This window comes from Streptomyces sp. NPDC059906, from assembly GCF_042730645.1.
GTDB classification, from domain to species: Bacteria; Actinomycetota; Actinomycetes; order Streptomycetales; family Streptomycetaceae; genus Streptomyces; species Streptomyces rubrogriseus.
The window spans coordinates 255,866-274,487 of sequence record NZ_JBHWKU010000007.1; the positions used below are offsets into that span (position 1 = coordinate 255,866).

General features: G+C 73.3%; 16 protein-coding genes. 8 read left to right on the top strand and 8 right to left on the bottom strand.

Annotated features, from left to right (window positions below; genetic code table 11):
* Positions 1 to 113: 113 nt before the first annotated feature.
* Both ACFV9J_RS14625 and ACFV9J_RS14630 read left to right on the top strand, forming a co-directional pair.
* Entirely contained in the window at positions 114 to 1,112 is a 999-nt protein-coding gene (locus tag ACFV9J_RS14625; RefSeq protein WP_385354018.1) for a hypothetical protein, read from the top strand.
* 754 nt (positions 1,113 to 1,866) lie between these two features.
* The gene (locus tag ACFV9J_RS14630) at positions 1,867 to 2,529 is read left to right on the top strand and encodes an HAD family hydrolase (RefSeq protein WP_385354020.1); all 663 of its coding nucleotides are present in this window, start codon (positions 1,867 to 1,869) and stop codon (positions 2,527 to 2,529) included.
* On the opposite strand, the gene ACFV9J_RS14635 is transcribed toward ACFV9J_RS14630, so the two are convergent.
* Entirely contained in the window at positions 2,478 to 2,756 is a 279-nt protein-coding gene (locus ACFV9J_RS14635) for a hypothetical protein (RefSeq protein WP_385354022.1), read from the bottom strand. The genes ACFV9J_RS14630 and ACFV9J_RS14635 overlap by 52 nt on opposite strands.
* 175 nt (positions 2,757 to 2,931) lie before the next feature.
* Here ACFV9J_RS14635 and ACFV9J_RS14640 point away from each other — a divergent pair, with 175 nt between their 5' ends.
* On the top strand, positions 2,932 to 3,315 hold the full coding sequence (locus ACFV9J_RS14640) for a cold-shock protein (protein ID WP_003974650.1): 384 nt from the start codon (positions 2,932 to 2,934) through the stop codon (positions 3,313 to 3,315).
* A gap of 19 nt (positions 3,316 to 3,334) precedes the next feature.
* Here ACFV9J_RS14640 and ACFV9J_RS14645 read toward each other — a convergent pair whose 3' ends face one another.
* Genes ACFV9J_RS14645 through ACFV9J_RS14660 form a run of 4 tightly spaced genes read right to left on the bottom strand, consistent with a single transcriptional unit; the run spans position 3,335 to position 6,855 of the window.
* The gene (locus ACFV9J_RS14645) at positions 3,335 to 4,183 is read right to left on the bottom strand and encodes a 1,4-dihydroxy-6-naphthoate synthase (protein WP_385354025.1); all 849 of its coding nucleotides are present in this window, start codon (positions 4,181 to 4,183) and stop codon (positions 3,335 to 3,337) included.
* Positions 4,173 to 4,880 (bottom strand): futalosine hydrolase, encoded by a 708-nt coding sequence (locus ACFV9J_RS14650; RefSeq protein ID WP_385354027.1) that lies wholly within the window; start codon positions 4,878 to 4,880, stop codon positions 4,173 to 4,175. The genes ACFV9J_RS14645 and ACFV9J_RS14650 overlap by 11 nt, the downstream gene beginning before the upstream one ends.
* Positions 4,881 to 4,895: 15 nt before the next feature.
* On the bottom strand, positions 4,896 to 5,405 hold the full coding sequence (locus ACFV9J_RS14655; protein WP_385354029.1) for a DUF2771 domain-containing protein: 510 nt from the start codon (positions 5,403 to 5,405) through the stop codon (positions 4,896 to 4,898).
* Positions 5,406 to 5,463: 58 nt separating this feature from the next.
* Positions 5,464 to 6,855 (bottom strand): MFS transporter, encoded by a 1,392-nt coding sequence (locus ACFV9J_RS14660; protein WP_385354031.1) that lies wholly within the window; start codon positions 6,853 to 6,855, stop codon positions 5,464 to 5,466.
* Positions 6,856 to 7,188: 333 nt separating this feature from the next.
* Between ACFV9J_RS14660 and ACFV9J_RS14665 the strand changes: the two genes are divergently transcribed.
* The gene (locus ACFV9J_RS14665) at positions 7,189 to 8,115 is read left to right on the top strand and encodes a DUF3027 domain-containing protein (RefSeq protein ID WP_385354033.1); all 927 of its coding nucleotides are present in this window, start codon (positions 7,189 to 7,191) and stop codon (positions 8,113 to 8,115) included.
* 642 nt (positions 8,116 to 8,757) lie between these two features.
* A complete protein-coding gene (locus ACFV9J_RS14670; protein WP_385354035.1) occupies positions 8,758 to 11,886 on the top strand; it encodes a sacsin N-terminal ATP-binding-like domain-containing protein in 3,129 nt (1,042 codons plus the stop codon).
* Positions 11,887 to 11,982: 96 nt separating this feature from the next.
* On the opposite strand, the gene ACFV9J_RS14675 is transcribed toward ACFV9J_RS14670, so the two are convergent.
* Positions 11,983 to 14,391: an HAD-IC family P-type ATPase gene (locus ACFV9J_RS14675; protein ID WP_385354037.1), complete on the bottom strand. Its 2,409-nt coding sequence runs from the start codon at positions 14,389 to 14,391 to the stop codon at positions 11,983 to 11,985.
* Positions 14,392 to 14,490: 99 nt separating this feature from the next.
* Complete coding sequence (locus ACFV9J_RS14680; RefSeq protein ID WP_385354039.1) at positions 14,491 to 14,769, bottom strand: DUF2530 domain-containing protein; 279 nt, start codon at positions 14,767 to 14,769, stop codon at positions 14,491 to 14,493.
* A gap of 203 nt (positions 14,770 to 14,972) precedes the next feature.
* Here ACFV9J_RS14680 and ACFV9J_RS14685 point away from each other — a divergent pair, with 203 nt between their 5' ends.
* Positions 14,973 to 16,430 (top strand): NCS2 family permease, encoded by a 1,458-nt coding sequence (locus ACFV9J_RS14685; protein WP_385354041.1) that lies wholly within the window; start codon positions 14,973 to 14,975, stop codon positions 16,428 to 16,430.
* 7 nt (positions 16,431 to 16,437) lie between these two features.
* On the opposite strand, the gene ACFV9J_RS14690 is transcribed toward ACFV9J_RS14685, so the two are convergent.
* Positions 16,438 to 16,626 carry a hypothetical protein gene (locus ACFV9J_RS14690; RefSeq protein ID WP_003974640.1) on the bottom strand — a complete coding sequence of 63 codons (189 nt, stop codon included), beginning with the start codon at positions 16,624 to 16,626 and terminating at the stop codon, positions 16,438 to 16,440.
* A gap of 150 nt (positions 16,627 to 16,776) precedes the next feature.
* On the opposite strand from ACFV9J_RS14690, the gene ACFV9J_RS14695 reads away from it, so the two are divergent.
* Together ACFV9J_RS14695 and ACFV9J_RS14700 are read left to right on the top strand one after the other, a co-directional pair.
* Positions 16,777 to 17,214 (top strand): MarR family winged helix-turn-helix transcriptional regulator, encoded by a 438-nt coding sequence (locus ACFV9J_RS14695; RefSeq protein ID WP_153179291.1) that lies wholly within the window; start codon positions 16,777 to 16,779, stop codon positions 17,212 to 17,214.
* 27 nt (positions 17,215 to 17,241) lie between these two features.
* A complete protein-coding gene (locus ACFV9J_RS14700) occupies positions 17,242 to 18,609 on the top strand; it encodes an MFS transporter (protein ID WP_385354044.1) in 1,368 nt (455 codons plus the stop codon).
* The last annotated feature ends 13 nt before the right edge of the window (positions 18,610 to 18,622 follow it).

Sequence of the window (18,622 nt, forward strand, 5' to 3'; positions counted from 1 at the left end):
CGTGTGCGAGGGCGCGGTGCCGTCGGCCCGGCGGGGGGAGATTCGGTACCTTCGTCCGACGGGGTACGACAGGGCACGACGGAGTACCGCAACGCACCGCCCCGGAGGGGAACGTGGGGATCGAGAGCGACCAGGTCGTCTTCGAGTATCTGAGCCGCGTCGGCGACGTGGCCCAGCAGCGGCAGCTGCCGTCGGCCACCCGGATGCGGCTGGTGTCGGAGCTGCGCAACGAGATCGACCGGCACCGGGCGAAGACCACCGTGGACAGCCCCGCCGCGGTCCGCCGCATCCTGGACCGGCTCGGCGACCCCGACGACATCGTCACCGCGGCGGGCGGCGCGGGCGGCGTACGGCAGCAGGCGGCGCCGTCGCCCACCGCCGTGCCCGAGCAGCGCGACACCGGCCCCCGCGACGCCGGGCGGCGCAAGGGCCGGCGCAGCCCCGCGCCCGAAACCCCGGCCGCGCCTCCCGCCGCCTCCCCGCCCCACCTGGCGAGCGCGCGGGAACTGGGGGACGTCGGCGACGGGCAGCCGGACTGGTGGCGCGTCGACGACGGCCCCTTCGCCGGCGGGGGGCTCGGCGACAGCGTGCCCGGGTTCGTCGGCGGCGTCGAGATCCCGGAGCTGCTGAGGAAGCCGCCGGGCGCGGTCGACGAGGTGGGGAAGACGGAGCCCGCCGCACCGGAGACCCCCGTGGAGGAGGCCGAGGAGCCGACCGCCGGGGCCGTCGGGAAGCGGGCGGCCCGCCGCCTGCCCCGCCTGTGGCCCGAGGGCGGCTGGAACAACCCGCTCCTGCTGCTCGCCGCGGCCCTGCTGACCGTCGGCGCCGTGCTCGGCAGCCTGGTCCCGCTCGGCCTGGGCTGGCTGATCGCCTACCTCTCCCGCCGGCTCACCCCGGCCCAGTCGAAGTGGGCCGTCCTCGGCCTGCCCGGCACGGTCGCCGCCGCGGGCGCCGTCTGGCTGTGGGGCCGCACCGAGGGCCGCTGGGGCGACCCGGTCGCCGAGGGCCACCTGAACGACGCGATCGCCGACACCTGGCCCTGGGTCCTGCGCACCGCCGCCGTGACCACCGCCCTCTACCTCCTCTGGCGCTCCCGCCGCCCGCGCGACTGACCGCGGGGGCGCCACGCCGACGCGCCGCAGAACCCAGCGGGCGCAACGAGACGCCCGCCCGGGACCCCCGCCCCGACCAGCGGACGCCGGACCGGGTCCGGAAGGTACTCGTCCACGGCGCGCGGCCGATTCGCCCCTGGCCGCACCGGGTGGCGCGGCGAGGCGGAGCAGGGCCCGGCGGGCGGGAGGAGTCGTCTGTCCCGGGTTTCGGCCCGACCTGTGGACGCCGGACCGGGTCCGGAAGGTACTCGTCCACAGCGCGCGGTCGAGTTGCCCCCGGCGGCACCGGGTGGCGCGCCGACGCGGGCCAGGACCCGGCGGGCGGGAGGAGTCGTCTGTCCCGGGTTTCGGCCCGGATCTGTGGACGTCGGGCCGGGGCCGGAAGGTACTCGTCCACGGCGCGTGGTCGAGTCGCTCCTGGTCGCACCGGGTGGCGCGCCGACGCGGGCCAGGGCCCGGCGGGCGGGAGGAGTCGTCTGTCCCGGGTTTCGGCCCTGATCTGTGGACGTCGGGCCGGGGTCGGTGGGTAGTCGTCCAGGGCGCGTGGTCGAGTCGCTCCTGGTCGCACGGGGTGGTGCGGCGACGTGGGGCAGGGCCCGGTGGGCGGGAGGAGTCGTCTGTCCCGGGTTTCGGCCCGGGTCTGTGGACGTCGGGCCGGGGGCGGAGGGTAGTCGTCCAGGGCGCGTGGTCGAGTCGCCCCCGGCCGCGCCGGGTGCCCGTAGGCATGCGTCGAGGGCCCGGCACAATGGGAGCCATGGTCTCCACCACCCGCCCCGCGCCCACCGTCGGTTTCGACCTCGACATGACGCTGATCGACTCACGGCCCGGCATCCGCGCCTGCTACGTCGAGCTGAGCGCCCGCACCGGGACGTACGTGGACGCCGACCTGGCCGTCACCCGGCTCGGGCCGCCGCTGGCCGAGGAGCTGGCGAACTGGTTCCCGGCCGAGGAGATCGAGGACGTCGCCGACCTGTACCGGGAGATCTACCCGGCGTACGCGATCGAGCCCACGCTCGCGCTGCCCGGTGCCCGCGAGGCGGTGGCCGCCGTGCGCGGGGCCGGCGGTCGCGCGGTCGTGGTCACCGCCAAGTACGAGCCGAACGCGAAGCTGCACCTGGCGCACCTCGGTATCGAGCCGGACGCCGTGATCGGCGGCCTGTGGGCCGAGCAGAAGGCCGTGGCGCTGCGCGAGCACGAGGCGGACGTCTACGTCGGCGACCACGTCGGCGACGTACGCGGAGCCCGCGCCGCCGGGGCCCGCTCGGTGGCCGTAGCCAGTGGGCCGTGCGACGCCGGGGAACTGCGTGCGGCGGGCGCCGACGTCCTCCTCGCCGATCTCACCGCCTTCCCGCGGTGGCTCGCGGCCTACGCCGACGGCGAGGGCGACGCCGAGGGGCTCGACGCGGCCCGCGCCTGACGCCGCCCGGCGGCGACCGAGCGGAGCACCCCGGCACCGGCGATCAGGAAGCCCACTCCCATCAGCATGCTCAGCCCGAACATGTAGGTGGGGAAGGGCGTCGTGTCCAGCAGCAGCGGGGCCACCGTGACGAGAGTGGCCAGGGCGCCGACGAAGAAGACGATCGCACCGGCGCGGATCAGCCGGTCGCCGGGCGCGGCGGAATTCGTTTGGGTTTGTTCACGCACCCGACCAGGGTAGTTCCCAGGCCTGGAGAACAGCCGGGGGACGTCTTGTCACCCGTCTGAACACCATTAGCCTTGGTACCGGCGGGTCCGGACGACCCGCCCAAGTGCTATCAAGAGCCGTTTCCGAGCATGTTTCCGAGCAGTTTTCCCGACGAGTACGAGGACGAGGACAGACGTGCCTACCGGCAAGGTCAAGTGGTTCAACAGCGAGAAGGGCTTCGGCTTTCTCTCCCGCGACGACGGCGGTGACGTCTTCGTCCATTCCTCGGTCCTCCCTGCCGGAGTCGAGAGCCTGAAGCCGGGACAGCGCGTCGAGTTCGGTGTCGTCGCCGGGCAGCGGGGCGACCAGGCACTGTCGCTCGCCCTGCTCGACCCGGCCCCCTCGGTCGCGGCCGCGCAGCGCAAGAAGCCGGACGAGCTGGCTTCCATCGTGCAGGACCTGACGACCCTCCTGGAGAACATCACGCCGATGCTGGAGCGCGGCCGCTACCCCGAGAAGACGGCCGGCAAGAAGATCGCCGGGCTGCTCCGTGCGGTCGCGGACCAGCTCGACGTCTGATCTCCTCGCCCCGGCCGTCCTAAGGGAACGCCAGCGCGTTCGGGCCGAGGGCCGGTACGAGTCCCTCGGCCGCCGCGCGGGTCAGCAGGCCCCGGACCGCCGCGTAGCCGTCCTCGCCGAGGTCGGCGGTGAACTCGTTGACGTACAGCCCGATGTGCTGGTCGGCGACGGCCGGGTCCATCTCCTGCGCGTGCTCCATGACGTACGGCCGGGACGCCTCCGGGTCGTCCCAGGCCGCGCGGACGGAGCGGCGTACGGCGTCGACGAGGCGGTTCAGCGTCCGGGCGCCCAGTGACCGCTTCGCGATGATCGCGCCGAGCGGGATCGGCAGCCCGGTGGTGTGCTCCCAGTGCTCGCCCATGTCGGCGAGCTTGTGCAGCCCGTAGTTCTGGTACGTGAAGCGGGCCTCGTGGATCACCAGGCCCGCGTCGACCTTCCCGTCCCGCACGGCCGGCATGATCTCGTGGAACGGCATGACGACGATCTCGCCGACCCCGCCGGGCACCGTGTCCGCCGCCCACAGGCGGAAGAGCAGATACGCCGTCGACGTCTCGCTGGGCACCGCCACCGTGCGCCCGCGCAGGTCGGCGTCCGCCTCCCGGGTCAGCACCAGCGGGCCGCAGCCCCGGCCCAGCGCGCCGCCGCAGGGCAGCAGGGCCCAGTCGTCGAGGACGTAGGGCAGCACGGCGTACGACACCTTGAGCACGTCCAGCTCGCCGCGCTCGGCCATGCCGTTGGTGACGTCGATGTCCGCGAAGGTCACGTCGAGGGACGGGGCGCCGGGGACGCGGCCGTGGGCGAGGGCGTCGAAGACGAAGGTGTCGTTCGGGCAGGGCGAGTACGCGATCTGCAGGGTGTCAGCGCTCATGCGGTTTCCAACTCTCAAGGACGGGTGCGAGCTTCCCGACGGCGTCCGTCAGGGCCGCGAGCGCCTCGCCGATGCGCCAGGCGGCGCGGTCGCGCGGTCCGACCGGATTGGAGACCGCGCGCAGCTCCAGCACCGGCACGCCGTGCGCGGCGGCCGCCTCGGCGACGCCGAAGCCCTCCATCGCCTCGGCCAGGGCGTCCGGGTGGCGCTCGCGCAGCAGCGCGGCGCGGGCCGCGGTGCCGGTGACGGTGGACCCGGTCAGGACGGTGCCGGGCCGGGCCCCGGTCGCCTCGGCGGCGGCGCGGACCAGCGGGGCCGGCGGGAGGTGGGTGACGGTGCCGAAGCCGAGGTCGGTGACCGGCAGGAAGCCGTCGGCGGTCTCGGCGCCCAGGTCGGCGGCGGTGATCGCGTCGGCGACGACCAGTGAGCCGACGGGCGCCCCGGGCGCGAAGCCGCCGCCGATACCGGCCGAGACCACCAGGTCGTAGGGCGCGGCGTCGAGGGCGGCGGCGGTCAGGGCGGCGGCCGTGGAGGCGGCGGCGCGGGCCGGGCCCACCCCGGCGGCCAGCAGGTCCCAGCCGTCCGGCAGCCGGTGGAGGGTGATCCCGGGGCGGGACACCTCGGTGCCCGGCGCCGGGAACGCCCGAGCCACCGCGTCCCGTTCGAGGGGGACCGCGGTGGCCACGAGGAGGTGCACGGAGGACGTGGGCGGTCAGTCCTTCTTCAGCTCGAAGACCCACACACCGGTGATGTTCTGGCTGTCGTCCTTGCCGTCCCGGACCGCGACGGCGACGTTCGTCGAGTCGCCCTGGGCGCCGTACTGGGCGTTGAAGAACACGCTGCCCGGCACGGTGCGGTAGGTCTTGTCGCTGTCCTCGACGAGCTGCTGACCGTTCATCAGGATCGTCCAGTGCTTGTCGGCGAGGTCCGGGTCGACGCCGAACCGCACGGTCTCGTCCTGGTCGACGGTGACGGACTTCGCGTCCTTGTCCTTCAGGCACTTGTTGATCTCGTCGGAGGAAAGGTTCTTGCCCTCTCCGCCGCAGGTGGCCTCGGAGCTGACCGAGTCACTGCCGACCGTGATCGTCGCGATCGGGGTCGGCTCGTCACAGGCCGACAGCAGGAGAAGTCCGGCGGACACGGCGCCGACAGCGGCGACGGCGCGGCGGCGTCGCACAACGCGGTGTCCGATAGCGGCGGTGCCGCGGGGCAACGTGGTCATGGCGGAAGGCTATACGGCGCCTGAGCCCCGCCCCCCACCTGGGTACGGCGTGGCGTGGTCACGCCACTCTCGGCCGAGTCCGTCCCCCGTGCCGCGCCGAGTCGAGCAGCCCGCGTACGGTCGTCAGCCACCCGGTGGCGATGATCGCGGCGGCCACCGACAGGCCCAGCGTGCCGTTGAGCGGCAGCACGATGCCGACCGCGCCGCCGAACACCCAGGAGACCTGGAGCAGCGTCTCCGAGCGCGCGAACGCGGACGTGCGCACCTGCTCCGGCACGTCCCGCTGGATCAGCGCGTCCAGCGACAGCTTGGCCAGCGCCTGCGCGAACCCGGCGACCGCCGCCAGGCACGCCACCAGGAAGGCGCTGAAGAACACCGCGGTGACCACCGCCGCGCCCAGCACGGTCACGACCACCGTCACGATGATCACCTCCGGCGCCCGGGACCGCAGCCACGCCCCGACGGCCGTGCCCAGCGCGTTGCCCGCACCGGCCGCGACGCCCACGATCCCCAGCGACACCGCCGCGCTCTGGCCGGTCATCGGGTGCACCCGCAGCAGGAACGCCAGGAAGAAGATCAGGAAGCCGGTCAGGCAGCGGATGGCGGCGTTGGCGGCCAGCGCGTGGGTCACCGCCGGGCCCACCGTGCGCAGGCCGGGGCGCTTGCCCCGCCCCCGCAGCGGTCCCGGCAGGTGGTCCTCGTCCGCGGCGAGCAGCGCCCGGTCCTCGCCGCGCGCCGAGTCCACCTTCCGCGGCAGCGTGAACGACAGCACGGTGCCCGCCACGAAGATCACGAACGCCCCGTACAGCGGCCAGCGCGGCCCCACCTGCTGGAGCCCCGCACCGATCGGCGCGGCCGCCCCGGTGGCCAGCAGCCCGCACAGGGTGACCCGCGAGTTCGCCTTCACCAGCGAGACCCGGGGCGGCAGCAGCCGCGGCACCACGGCGCTCCTGACCACGCCGTACGCCTTCGAGGCGACCAGTACGCCGAGCGCGGCCGGGTACAGCTCGATGCCGCCGGTGACGACCGCGCCGGACAGCACCAGCGCGAGCACCGCGCGGGCGCCCATCGCGGTCGCCATCGCCGCGCGGCGGCCGTGCGGCAGCCGGTCCAGGAGCGGGCCGATCACCGGCGCGAGGAGCGTGAACGGCGCCATGGTGATGGCGAGGTACAGCGCGACCCGCCCGCGCGCCTCGTCGGTGGGGACGGAGAAGAACACGGTGGAGGCGAGCGCGACGGTGATCATCACGTCACCGGCGCCGTTCACCCCGTGCAGCTCGATCAGCTTGCCGAGGCCCGACTCGCCCGCGCCGTGCGCGTGCGTCGCCCGCCGGATGCCGCGCGCGGTACCGGTCACCGGCAGGCGCAGGACGCGGCCGACCGCACGGAACCGGGAGCCGGGGCCGCGCCACCGGCTCCCGCGCTTGAACTCCGTCCGTGCGGCTGCCACCCCGTCATAGTGCCCCGTCGGCGGCGGCTGTAGCGTCGATACGGCACGGATGGCGGTGATCGAGTCGGGTGCGACCCGCCCGGGAACGCGTGGCCGTACCCCGCCGAAATCCCCGTCGGTGTAGGCCCAGGGCACATGAGCAGGTAGCGTGCGTAGCGCGCCGTGGCGAACGTTCTCGGCCGCGCGCCGTACGGCCATCCCGCAGAATGGATGACGTAGGTGCGCCCGAGCGCGATCGGGCGCGGACGTCGACGCGGTCCACAGGTCCGCTCCGTCCGCCCCTCGCACACAGCGGCGCACTCGTGAGACGGCGTATGGAGAGAAGCGATACCTGTGAGCGCAGCGACAACGCGAAGCCGCACCCCTGACCGCCTGTGCGCCGAGGCCCTCGACCTCGCCCGGGCCGCGGCCGAGGAGGCCGCCGCACCAGGCGTCGTCGGCGAGCACGAGGGCCTGGTGTCGGAGGGCGACCGGGTCGTCACCCACTACTTCGCCTGCAAGGAGATGGGCTACCGGGGCTGGCGCTGGGCCGTGACGGTGGCCCGCGCCTCCCGCGCGAAGATCGTCACGGTGGACGAGGCGGTGCTGCTGCCCGGCCCCGACGCGCTGCTCGCGCCCGAGTGGGTGCCGTGGAGCGAGCGGCTGCGGCCCGGCGACATGGGCCCCGGCGACCTGCTGCCCACCGACGCGGAGGATCTGCGTCTGGAGCCCGGCTGGAGTGGCGAGGACGAGCCGCCGCCGAACTCCGCCGTCTCGCACGAGATGGCCGACCTGGTCGAGGCCGAGGACGCCGAGGTGACCGCCGGGCCGCCCGCCGAGCTGCCGACCGTCCCGGCCCGCGGCACGATCTCGGCGGTCGCCGAGGAGCTGGGCCTGCGCCGTACCCGGGTGCTGTCCCGGTACGGCCTGCACGTCGCCGCCGACCGCTGGGAGGACGGCTACGGCCCGAAGACCGCGATGGCCCAGGCGGCCCCCGCCTCCTGCGTCAGCTGCGGCTTCCTCGCCCGGATCGGCGGCTCGCTCGGGCAGGCCTTCGGCGTGTGCGCCAACGAGTTCTCCCCGGCCGACGGGCATGTCGTGTCGCTGGCCTACGGGTGCGGTGGGCACTCCGAGGCGGCGGTGATGCCGAAGCCGCCGCGGGTGGCTCCGCCGGTGATCGACGAGACGCGGGTGGATCCGTTCCCGCTGCGGCCGGCCGCGGACTCGGGGTCGGTCCCGGTGGCCGAGGACCAGGCGTCGGCGGAGCTGGGGCACTCCTGAGGCCCGCCGTGGGTGGCTGAGGTCCCTGGGGGCTGCGCCCCCAGACCCCCGTCGGCCTTGACGGCCTCGTCCTCAAACGCCGGACGGGCTGGATGATGTCGGCCGGGGCCGCACAGGGTCGGGCGGGCTGGATGATGCCAGGCCTGGGCCGCACGGCATTGGGCGGGCTGGATGATGCCAGGCCGGGGCCGCACGGCATCGGGCGGGCTGGATGGTGTCGGCCTGCGCCGTACGGCATTGGGCGGGCTGGATGGTGTCGGCCGGGGCCGCACGGCATTGGGCGGGCTGGATGGTGTCGGCCTGCGCCGTACGGCATTGGGCGGGCTGGATGGTGTCGGCCGGGGCCGCACGGCATCGGGCGGGCTGGATGGTGTCGGCCTGCGCCACACGGCATCGGAGGGGCTGGATGATGTCGGCCTGCGCCACACGGGATCGCGCGGGCTGGATGGTGTCGGCCGGGGCCGCACGGCGTCGGGCGGGCTGGATGGTGACGGCCGGGGGCACACGGCATCGGACGGGCTGGATGATGCCGGCCTGCGCCACACGGGATCGCGCGGGCTGGATGGTGTCGGCCGGGGGCGCACGGCGTCGGGCGGGCTGCGTGGGCGGTACCTTCGTGGTCCGTCGATGAGGAGAGTCACCGTGAGCATGTTCGTACGGCCTGCCGCCGAGGGTGCCGATCCGTTCGGTACGGCACGGCTGCGGCGCGGGGTGCTGGACGCCTGGGCGACGAGCCCGGCCCGGTTCCGTGAGGACGCCAACGCGGAGGAGGACCTCGTCCTCGGCGGCTACCGCGACCGGCTGGTCGTCGAACTCGCGCAGAACGCCGCCGACGCCGCCGCACGGGCCGGCGTGCCCGGCCGGCTCCGGCTCACCCTGCGCGACGGCGTCCTCGTCGCCGCCAACACCGGCGCCCCGCTCGACGCGACCGGCGTCGAGTCGCTGTCCACCCTGCGCGCCTCCGCCAAGCGGGACGCGGTGGACGGCTCGGTCGGCCGGTTCGGGGTCGGCTTCGCCGCCGTCCTGGCCGTGACCGACGAGCCCGCCGTGGTCGGCCGGCACGGCGGGGTGCGCTGGTCCCTGGCCGAGGCCCGCGACCTGGCCGCCGACACCGCCCGGCACAGCCCCGGCCTGGGGGACGAGATCCGGCGGCGCGACGGGCACGTACCGCTGCTGCGGCTGCCGTTCCCCGCCGAGGGCACCGCCCCCGGCCCCTACGACACGGCGGTCATCCTCCCGCTGCGCGACACGGCCGCCGCCGACCTCGCCGAGCGCCTCCTGCACGGCGTGGACGACGCCCTGCTCCTCGCCCTGCCGGGCCTGGCGGAGGTCGTGATCGAGGCGGGCGACGAGGCGCGCACCCTCTCCCGCCGCGCCGAGGACGCCCTGACCGTCGTGGAGGACTCCCGGCAGGGCGTCACCCGCTGGCGCACCGCCGCCGCGCACGGCCCCCTCACCCCCGACCTCCTCGCCGACCGGCCGGTCGAGGAGCGGCTGCGCCCCCACTGGTCCGTGACCTGGGCGGTGCCCGTCGACGCCGACGACGCTCCGGCCCGCCCCCGTACCAGCCCCGTCGTGCACGCCCCGACCCCCAGCGACGAGCCCCTCGGCGTGCCCGCCCTGCTCATCGCGTCCTTCCCGCTGGACTCCACCCGCCGGCACACCGCGCCGGGACCGCTGACCGACTTCCTCACGGAACGGGCCGCCGACGCCTACGCCGGGCTGCTCGCCGACTGGCGGCCGGTCACCGCCGGTCTCATCGACCTGGTGCCCGGCGCCCTGGGCCGGGGCGAGCTGGACGGCGCGCTGCGGCAGGCGATCCTCGACCGGCTGCCGCGTACGTCCTTCCTGCCGCCCGCGGTCCCCTCCGGGGGCCAGGACGCGCAGGACGACCTTCCGGAGTCCCTGCGGCCGCGCGACGCCGAGGTGGTGGAGGGCGCGGGTACGGACACGGTGCGGGTGCTGGCCGAGGTGCTGCCGACCCTGCTGCCCGCCGGACTCGAACGCCGCGCCGAACTGCGCACCCTGGGCGTGGCCCGGGTGCCGCTGACCGACGCGATCGACCGGCTGGCGGGCCTGGAGAAGGCGCCCGCCTGGTGGCGCAGCCTCTACAACAGCCTCGCCGGGGTCGACCCCGACCGGCTGTCCGGGCTGCCGGTGCCGCTCGCGGACGGCCGCACGACCATCGGCCCCCGGCAGGTGCTGCTGCCCTCCCCTCAGGCCGCCTCCCTCGACCCCGAGGTCCTCACCCGGCTCGGCCTCAAGGTCGCCCACCCCGACGCCGCGCACCCGCTCCTGGAGAAGCTCGGCGCCCTCCCGGCCACCCCGCGCGCCGTCCTGACCACCCCGCAGGTGAGGGCCGCCGTCGCCGCCTCCCTCGACGACGAGGGCGGCACCAACTGGGAGGAGGACGCCCTCGACGCCGAGGAACTGGCCGACACCGTGCTCGGCCTGGTCCAGGGCGCCGGACTCGACGCCGGGGACGAGCCCTGGCTGGGCGCCCTCGCCCTGCCCGACGAGGACGGCGAACTCTCCCCGGCGGGCGAACTCGTCTTCCCCGGCGGCCCGTTCGCCCAGGTCATGCGGGAGGACGAACTCGCCGCCGTGGACGCGGAACTCGCCGAGAAGTGGGGGCCGGACCCGCTGGCCGCCTGCGGCGTCCTCGTCACCTTCGCCCTCGTGCGCGCCACCGACGTCGTCCTGGACCCCGACGAACTGGAGCCCCGCGAAGGCGACTTCGCCGAGCCCGACGACGCGGGACTGCTCGACGCCGTGGACGTGTGGAGCGAGGACGTCCTCGACCGCTTCCCGGACACCCCCGTCCCGCCGGTCGCCACCGAGATCACCGCCGTGCGCGACCTCGACCTCGTGGACGACGACCACTGGCCCGAGGCCCTCGCCCTGCTGTCCCGGCCGCCGCTGCGCGACGCACTCGTCCAGCCCGTGCGCGTCCTGCTGCCCGACGGCACGCACGAGGTCGTACGGCCCTACACCGCGTGGTGGCTGCGCGGGCACCCGGTGCTCGGCGGACGCCGCCCGGCCGGTCTGCGCGCGGCGGGCGGCGACCCGCTGCTGCGGGGCCTGTACGACGAGGCCGACGCGACCGGCTTCGAGGACGAGCAGGTACTGCGCGCCCTCGGCGTGCGCACCTCGGTCGCCGCGCTCCTCGACGAGCCCGGCGGCGCGGCCGAACTCCTGGACCGCCTCGCCGACCCGGACCGCCCGGTCACGGCCGCCCAACTGCACGCCCTGTACGGCGCGCTGGCCGAGCTGGACCCCGAGCAGGTCACCCTGCCGGACGAGGTGCGGGCCGTGGTCGACGGCGAGGTGCGCGTGGTGGACGCCGCCGACGCCGTCGTGGTCGACTCGCCCGACCTGCTGCCCTTCACCTCCGGCGTGCCGCTGCTGCCGGTCCGCCCGGCCCGCGCCGCCGAGTTGGCCGAGCTGTTCCAGGTGCGGCGGCTGAGCGAGTCCGTCACCGGCCGCGTCGACTCCGAGGGCACCGAGCACGACGTACCGGAGCCGGTGCGGGTGCTGCTCGGGGCGCGCACCCCGGCGTCGTACGTGGAGCACGGGGAACTGCTCGTCGACGGCGTGGAGATCGACTGGCGACTGACCGACGACGGCGCACTCCACGCGGCGACCCTGGAGGGCGTGGCCGCCGGCCTCGCCTGGGCAGCGGGCCAGTGGCCCCGCCGCTTCGAGGTGGCGGCGTTGCTGGAGGACGAGTCCCGGACGGAGGAACTGGCAAGGGACCGCTGGTTCGACTGAGGGGCGGCACTTCATGGCGGGGGGTGGGGCAGCGCCCTAAGGGGCGCGGGGAACTGCGCGACCAGCCACAACGGCGCCGCAGCGAACAACAAACCGTCACACCGGGAACCGCCGATCCACCCACCTCCAGGTGAACTCCAGAACGCCAGCACCAACCACCGCAACGCCGACGGCAGTCCACGGCATCGTCACCCCCACCAGCTTCAACGCGAAGAAGTCCTGCAGCCACGGCACCGCCAGCACCACCACGAAGCCCAGCCCCATCGCCGCCACCAGCAGCACCCGCCACCACGTGTACGGCCGGGCGATGATCGCCAGCACCCACATCGAGATCAGGAACAGCGTCAGCGTCGCCGCGCTGGTCTCCGCGTCCAGCGCGCCGGGGCCGGTGTAGTGCTGCCGGGCGACGAGGTACGTCACGAAGGTCGCCGCCCCGGCCACCACCCCGCCCGGGATCGCGTACCGCATGACGCGCCGGACGAAGTGGGGCCTGGCCCGTTCCTTGTTCGGGGCGAGCGCCAGGAAGAAGGCCGGGACGCCGATGGTGAGCGTCGAGAGCAGGGTGAGGTGGCGGGGCAGGAACGGGTACTCCACCTGCGAGCAGACCACCAGGATCGCGAGCAGCACCGAGTACACGGTCTTGACCAGGAACAGGGTCGCCACGCGCGTGATGTTGCCGATGACGCGGCGGCCCTCGGCCACCACCGACGGCAGCGTGGCGAAGCTGTTGTTGAGCAGCACGATCTGCGCGACCGCCCGGGTCGCCTCCGAGCCGGAGCCCATCGCCACGCCGATGTCGGCGTCCTTGAGCGCGAGGACGTCGTTGACGCCGTCGCCGGTCATCGCGACAGTGTGGCCGCGTGACTGCAGGGCGCCCACCATGTCCCGCTTCTGCTGCGGGGTGACCCGCCCGAACACCGTGCCCTCGTCCAGGGCGCCCGCCATCTCCTCCCGCTCGGCGGGCAGCCGGCGCGCGTCCACGGTGGCTCCGGACAGCCCGAGCTTGGCGGCGACCGCGCCGACCGACACCGCGTTGTCGCCGGAGATGACCTTGGCGCGCACGTCCTGGTCGGCGAAGTAGCGCAGGGTGTCGGCGGCGTCCGGGCGCAGCCGCTGCTCCAGGACCACCAGGGCGGTGGGCTCGACGCCCGCGGCGACCTCGGGGTCGTCCAGGTCGCGGGCGGCGCGGGCGAGCAGCAGTACGCGCAGGCCCTGTTCGTTGAGCCGGCCGGTCTCGGCGAGCGCCGGGTCGGCCTCGGGCAGCAGCACGTCCGGGGCGCCCAGCAGCCACGTACGGGAGGCGCCGTCGCCTTCCTCGAAGGTGGCGCCGCTGTACTTGCGGGCGGAGGAGAAGGGCAGCGACCGCGTGTTCCGCCACGTCCCGGCGGACCCGTCGAGCGGGTAGGTGTCGATGATCGCCTGGAGGGAGGCGTTGGGGCGCGGGTCGGACGCGCCGAGGGCGCCGAGCACGGCGCGGACGTGACGCTTGTCGGCGCCGTCGAGGACGCGCAGGTCGGTGACGTCCATACCGCCCTCGGTGAGGGTGCCGGTCTTGTCCAGGCAGACGGTGTCGACGCGGGCCAGGCCCTCGATCGCGGGCAGCTCCTGGACGAGGCACTGCTTGCGGCCGAGCCGGACGACGCCGATCGCGAAGGCGACGGAGGTGAGCAGGACCAGGCCCTCGGGGACCATGGGCACGATGCCGCCGACGGTGCGCGCGATCGAGTCGTCCAGTTCGTTGTCCTTGGCGAGCAGCTGGCTGAGGATCAGGCCGATCGCGGTCGGGACCATCATCCAGGTGACGTACTTGAGGATCGTGGAGATGCCGGAGCGCAGCTCGGACTGGACCAGCGTGAAGCGGGAGGCCTCCTCGGCGAGCTGCGCCGCGTACGCCTCGCGGCCGACCTTGGTCGCCCGGAAGGCGCCGCCGCCCGCGACCACGAAGCTGCCCGACATCACCTGGTCGCCCGGTTGTTTGACCACCGGGTCGGCCTCGCCGGTCAGCAGGGACTCGTCGATCTCCAGCCCGTCGGCCTCGACGCACACCCCGTCGACCACGGCCTTGTCGCCGGGGCCGATCTCGATGACGTCGTCCAGCACGATCTCGGACGTGCTGATCTCGGCGGGCTTCCCGTCCCGGCGCACCGTCGGGCGGACCTCGCCGATCACGGCCAGGGAGTCGAGGGTCTTCTTCGCCCGCCACTCCTGAACGATGCCGATGCCGGTGTTGGCGAGGATCACGAAGCCGAACAGGCTGTCCTGGATCGGCGCGACGAACAGCATGATCACCCAGAGCACGCCGATGATCGCGTTGAACCGGGTGAAGACGTTGGCGCGGACGATGTCGGCCAGGGAGCGGCTGCTGCGCACCGGCACGTCGTTGACCTGGCCGCGGGCGATCCGCTCGGCGACCCCGGCCGCCGTGAGCCCGGTCGCGGGCGAAGGGGCGTCAACGGCGTGCGCGGGATGCTCCGGGTCGAGTCTGTCCGCGTCGAGATGCGTCATGGATTCGACGGTACGTGCGGATTTACGGCTTCACCCATCGAGTGCGGCGAAGATCCGACCTGGGTACGAGACGGGCGGGTTCGGTGTGCTGCCCTGGTATTACTTCCGGTCCGCGGCGGCCGCGGCGGCCGTGGCCGCGGTGTCCCGCTTGATCGCGGCGTCGCGTCCCCGGACGTACCAGATGCCGATCAGGCCGAGACCCGCGCCGGCCAGGCAGGTCCACACCCACCAGGTGTGCCCGTTCTCGTCGAACCAGCCGTAGAAGGGCAGCTGCACCAGGAAGAGGACGAACCAGAGGATGGTGCCGCCGACGATGGTCGCAACCACGGGGCCCTCCAGGGGCTCTGGCGCCTCGTGCGTGGGTGTCCACTTCGTCATGCGTACAGCTTACGAGGAGCGTGCGAACGGGTTGACGGCGCGGCGCCACACGGTGATTCCGCGGGTCTACGCGCGGAGATAGCGATCAGGGGCTCATACGTTCATACTGAACCCGTTTGTCTCTGACCGCTTTCATTCGTAGAAAACACCAATAGGAACACCGACAAGGCCGTGGGGGAACCTGTTGGTGATGAGGTCCCCGCATGTCCACCTCGGCCTCCGCCAAGGTCCCCCCGTCCCCCGAGTCGCCGCAAGACCGGCGGCCCCCGCAGAACGGCCTCGACCGCTACTTCAAGATCTCCGAGCGCGGCAGCACCCTGCCCCGTGAGATCCGCGGCGGCTTCGCCACCTTCTTCGCGATGGCCTACATCATCGTGCTGAACCCGATCATCCTGGGCAGCGCGAAGGACATGTACGGCCACCAGCTCGACAACGGTCAGCTGGTCACCGCTACCGCGCTGACGGCGGCGTTCACCACGCTCCTGATGGGCGTCATCGGCAACGTGCCGATCGCGCTCGCCGCCGGTCTCGGCGTGAACTCCGTCGTCGCGCTCCAGCTCGCCCCGCGGATGTCCTGGCCGGACGCCATGGGCATGGTGGTGCTGGCCGGTTTCGTCGTCATGCTGCTGGTCGCCACCGGGCTGCGCGAGCGCGTGATGAACGCCGTGCCCTACAGCCTGCGCAAGGCCATCGCGATCGGCATCGGCCTGTTCATCATGATCATCGGTCTCGTCGACTCCGGCTTCATCACCCGGATGCCGGACGCCGCCCAGACCACGGTCCCGATCCAGCTCGGCACCGGCGGGCACCTCACCGGCTGGCCGGTCCTGGTCTTCATCCTCGGCGTGCTGCTGACCCTCGCGCTGATCGTCCGGAAGACGCCGGGCGCCATCCTCATCTCGATCGTGGTCATGACCGGCGTCGCGATGATCATCAACGCCGTCGCCGACATCCCCTCCTGGGGCCTGACCACGCCCGAGTGGCCCGGCAACCCCGTCGCCACGCCCGACTTCGGGCTGGTCGGCGAGGTCAGCCTGTTCGGCGGGTTCGAGAAGGTCGGCGTCCTGACCGGCGTGCTGTTCGTCTTCACCGTGCTGCTGTCGTGCTTCTTCGACGCGATGGGCACGATCATGGGCGTCAGCGACGAGGCGAAGCTGACCGACGGCGAGGGTCAGATGCCGGGCATCAACAAGGTCCTGTTCGTCGACGGCGTCGCGGTCGCCGTGGGCGGTGCCAGCTCCGCCTCCGCCACCACCTGCTTCGTGGAGTCCACGGCCGGTGTCGGCGAGGGCGCGCGCACCGGCTTCGCCAACATCGTCACGGGCACGCTGTTCGCCCTGGCGCTGTTCCTCACGCCGGTCGCCACCATGGTCCCGTCGCAGGCGGCGACCCCGGCGCTGATCGCGGTGGGCTTCCTGATCCTGGCCGGTTCGATCAAGGAGATCGACTGGTCGGACTTCACGGTCGCCATCCCGGCCTTCGTGACGATGCTGATGATGCCGTTCACCTACTCGATCACCAACGGCATCGGCATGGGCTTCATCACCTTCTCGGTGCTGCGCCTGGCGGCCGGCCGGGGCCGCGAGGTGCCGGTGGCGATGCACGTGGTGTCGGCGGTCTTCGCCTTCTACTACCTGATGCCGGCCCTGGGCCTGACCTGATCCCGGCTCACGGCACCCCGTAGAACCGTTCCGTCTCCTCCACGGCGGACTGGAACCGCTCGTCGAAGTCATCGCGGATGAGCGTCCGGACGACATAGTCCTGGACGCTCATTCCTCTTTTGGCCGCATGATCCCGGAGCCGGTCGAGCAGCTCCCCGTCTATCCGCAGGCTGAGCACGCTGGTCCCCATGAGCACGAGGGTCGCCCCGACGGGCCGGGTGATGCCTCCATTTCCGGAAACGACTCACTCGTACGGGTGAACTGCGGGTTTCAGTGGCGGGCGTCACGGGCACCGGGGTGGAAGTGCGTTGGTATTTCGCCAGACTAATGAGTTACGCTAAGGAACATGCCGGACCTCAACCATGGCGACGACGCCGCCGCCGTGAACTCCCTGCGCTCCGCCGTGATGCGGTTGTCCCGTCGGCTCAAGCACCAGCGGGTCGACGAGTCGCTCAGCCCCACCGAGATGTCGGTGCTGGGCACCCTGTCGAACTGCGGCAGCGCGACCCCGGGCGAGCTGGCCCGCAAGGAACACGTCCAGCCGCCCTCGATGACCCGCATCGTGGCGCTGCTCGAGGCCAAGGGCCTGGTCAGGCTGGAGCCGCACCCCGAGGACCGGCGCCAGAAGGTCGTGACGCAGACCGAGCAGGCCGTGGTGATGCTCGAGGAGAGCCGCCGCAAGCGGAACGCGTTCCTGGCCACGCTGGTCGAGGGCCTCGACGAGGACGAGTGGGCGAAACTGCGCGCCGCCGCCCCCGTGCTGGAGAAGCTCGCCCACAAGTAAGCAGTTCTCGCGAGGAGGCGAACCCTTTTGAGTACGGGATCCGGAGCAGCTTCCGCCCCCGCACCTGACGGCCCCGACAACCCGACCACCACCACCCCCGACGCCCCTCGCAAGACGTCGATGTTCGCCTCCCTGAAGGTCAGGAACTACCGCCTGTTCTTCATGGGCCAGGTCGTCTCGAACATCGGCACCTGGATGCAGCGCATCGCCCAGGACTGGCTGGTGCTCAGCCTCACCGGCTCCTCGGCCGCCGTCGGCATCACCACCGCCCTGCAGTTCCTGCCGATGCTGCTCTTCGGCCTCTACGGCGGCGTCCTCGTCGACCGCCTGCCCAAGCGGCCCACGCTGCTGGTCACCCAGTCCGCGATGGCCCTGACCGCGCTAGCCCTCGCCGTCCTCACCCTGAGCGGACACGTCCAGGTCTGGCACGTCTACGTCGCCGCCTTCGCGATGGGCCTGGCCACGGTCATGGACAACCCGGCCCGCCAGACCTTCGTCTCCGAGCTGGTCGGCCGCGACCAGCTGCAGAACGCGGTCAGCATGAACTCGGCCAACTTCCAGTCGGCCCGCCTGGTCGGCCCCGCCGTCGCCGGTCTGATGATCACCGGTGTGGGCACCGGCTGGGCGTTCCTCGCCAACGGCCTGTCCTTCGTCGCGCCGCTCAGCTGCCTGCTGCTGATGCGCGCCCGCGAACTGCACGCCGGACGGCCCACCCCGCGCGGCAAGGGCCAGCTCCGCGAGGGCCTGCGCTACGTCGCCGGCCGCCCCGAGCTGATCTGGACGATCACCCTGGTCGGGTTCATCGGCACCTTCGGCTTCAACTTCCCGGTCTTCCTGTCCGCCTTCGCCGACGACGTCTTCGACGCGGGCGCCGGGGCGTACAGCCTCTTCAACACCCTCATGGCCGTCGGCTCGCTGGCCGGCGCCCTGCTCGCCGCCCGCCGCGGCACGGCCCGGCTGCGCGTCCTGATCGCCGCGGCCCTCGGTTTCGGCGCCCTGGAGATCGTGGCCTCGACGGCGCCCGAGCTGTGGCTCTTCGCGCTGCTCATGGTCCCCATCGGCGTCTTCAGCATGACGGTCAACGTCACCGCCAACACCAGCATCCAGATGTCGACCGACCCGGCCATGCGGGGCCGCGTGATGGCCCTGTACATGATGGTCTTCCTCGGCGGCTCCCCGATCGGCGCCCCGATCGTCGGCTGGGTCACCGACACCTACGGCGCCCGGGTCGGCTTCGCCGCGGGCGGCGCGGTGGCCGCCACCGCCGCCCTCGTCATCGGTCTGGTCCTGGCCCGCGTCGGGAACCTGCGCCTGTCGGTCGGCTGGCACCGCGGCCACCCGCAGGTCCGCTTCGTCCCGCGCGAACGCCGGGAGGCACTGGCGCCTGCGGCGTAGGCCGGGTCCGGTG

What these genes read in the sequence shown, in the direction of transcription:
- ACFV9J_RS14655 (WP_385354029.1), bottom strand. Translation starts at nt 5,405, where the DNA reads ATGACCACGTTGCCCCGCGGCACCGCCGCTATCGGACACCGCGTTGTG.
- ACFV9J_RS14645 (WP_385354025.1), bottom strand. Translation starts at nt 4,183, where the DNA reads ATGAGCGCTGACACCCTGCAGATCGCGTACTCGCCCTGCCCGAACGAC.
- ACFV9J_RS14630 (WP_385354020.1), top strand. Translation starts at nt 1,867, where the DNA reads ATGGTCTCCACCACCCGCCCCGCGCCCACCGTCGGTTTCGACCTCGAC.
- ACFV9J_RS14675 (WP_385354037.1), bottom strand. Translation starts at nt 14,391, where the DNA reads ATGACGCATCTCGACGCGGACAGACTCGACCCGGAGCATCCCGCGCAC.
- ACFV9J_RS14685 (WP_385354041.1), top strand. Translation starts at nt 14,973, where the DNA reads ATGTCCACCTCGGCCTCCGCCAAGGTCCCCCCGTCCCCCGAGTCGCCG.
- ACFV9J_RS14695 (WP_153179291.1), top strand. Translation starts at nt 16,777, where the DNA reads ATGCCGGACCTCAACCATGGCGACGACGCCGCCGCCGTGAACTCCCTG.
- ACFV9J_RS14680 (WP_385354039.1), bottom strand. Translation starts at nt 14,769, where the DNA reads ATGACGAAGTGGACACCCACGCACGAGGCGCCAGAGCCCCTGGAGGGC.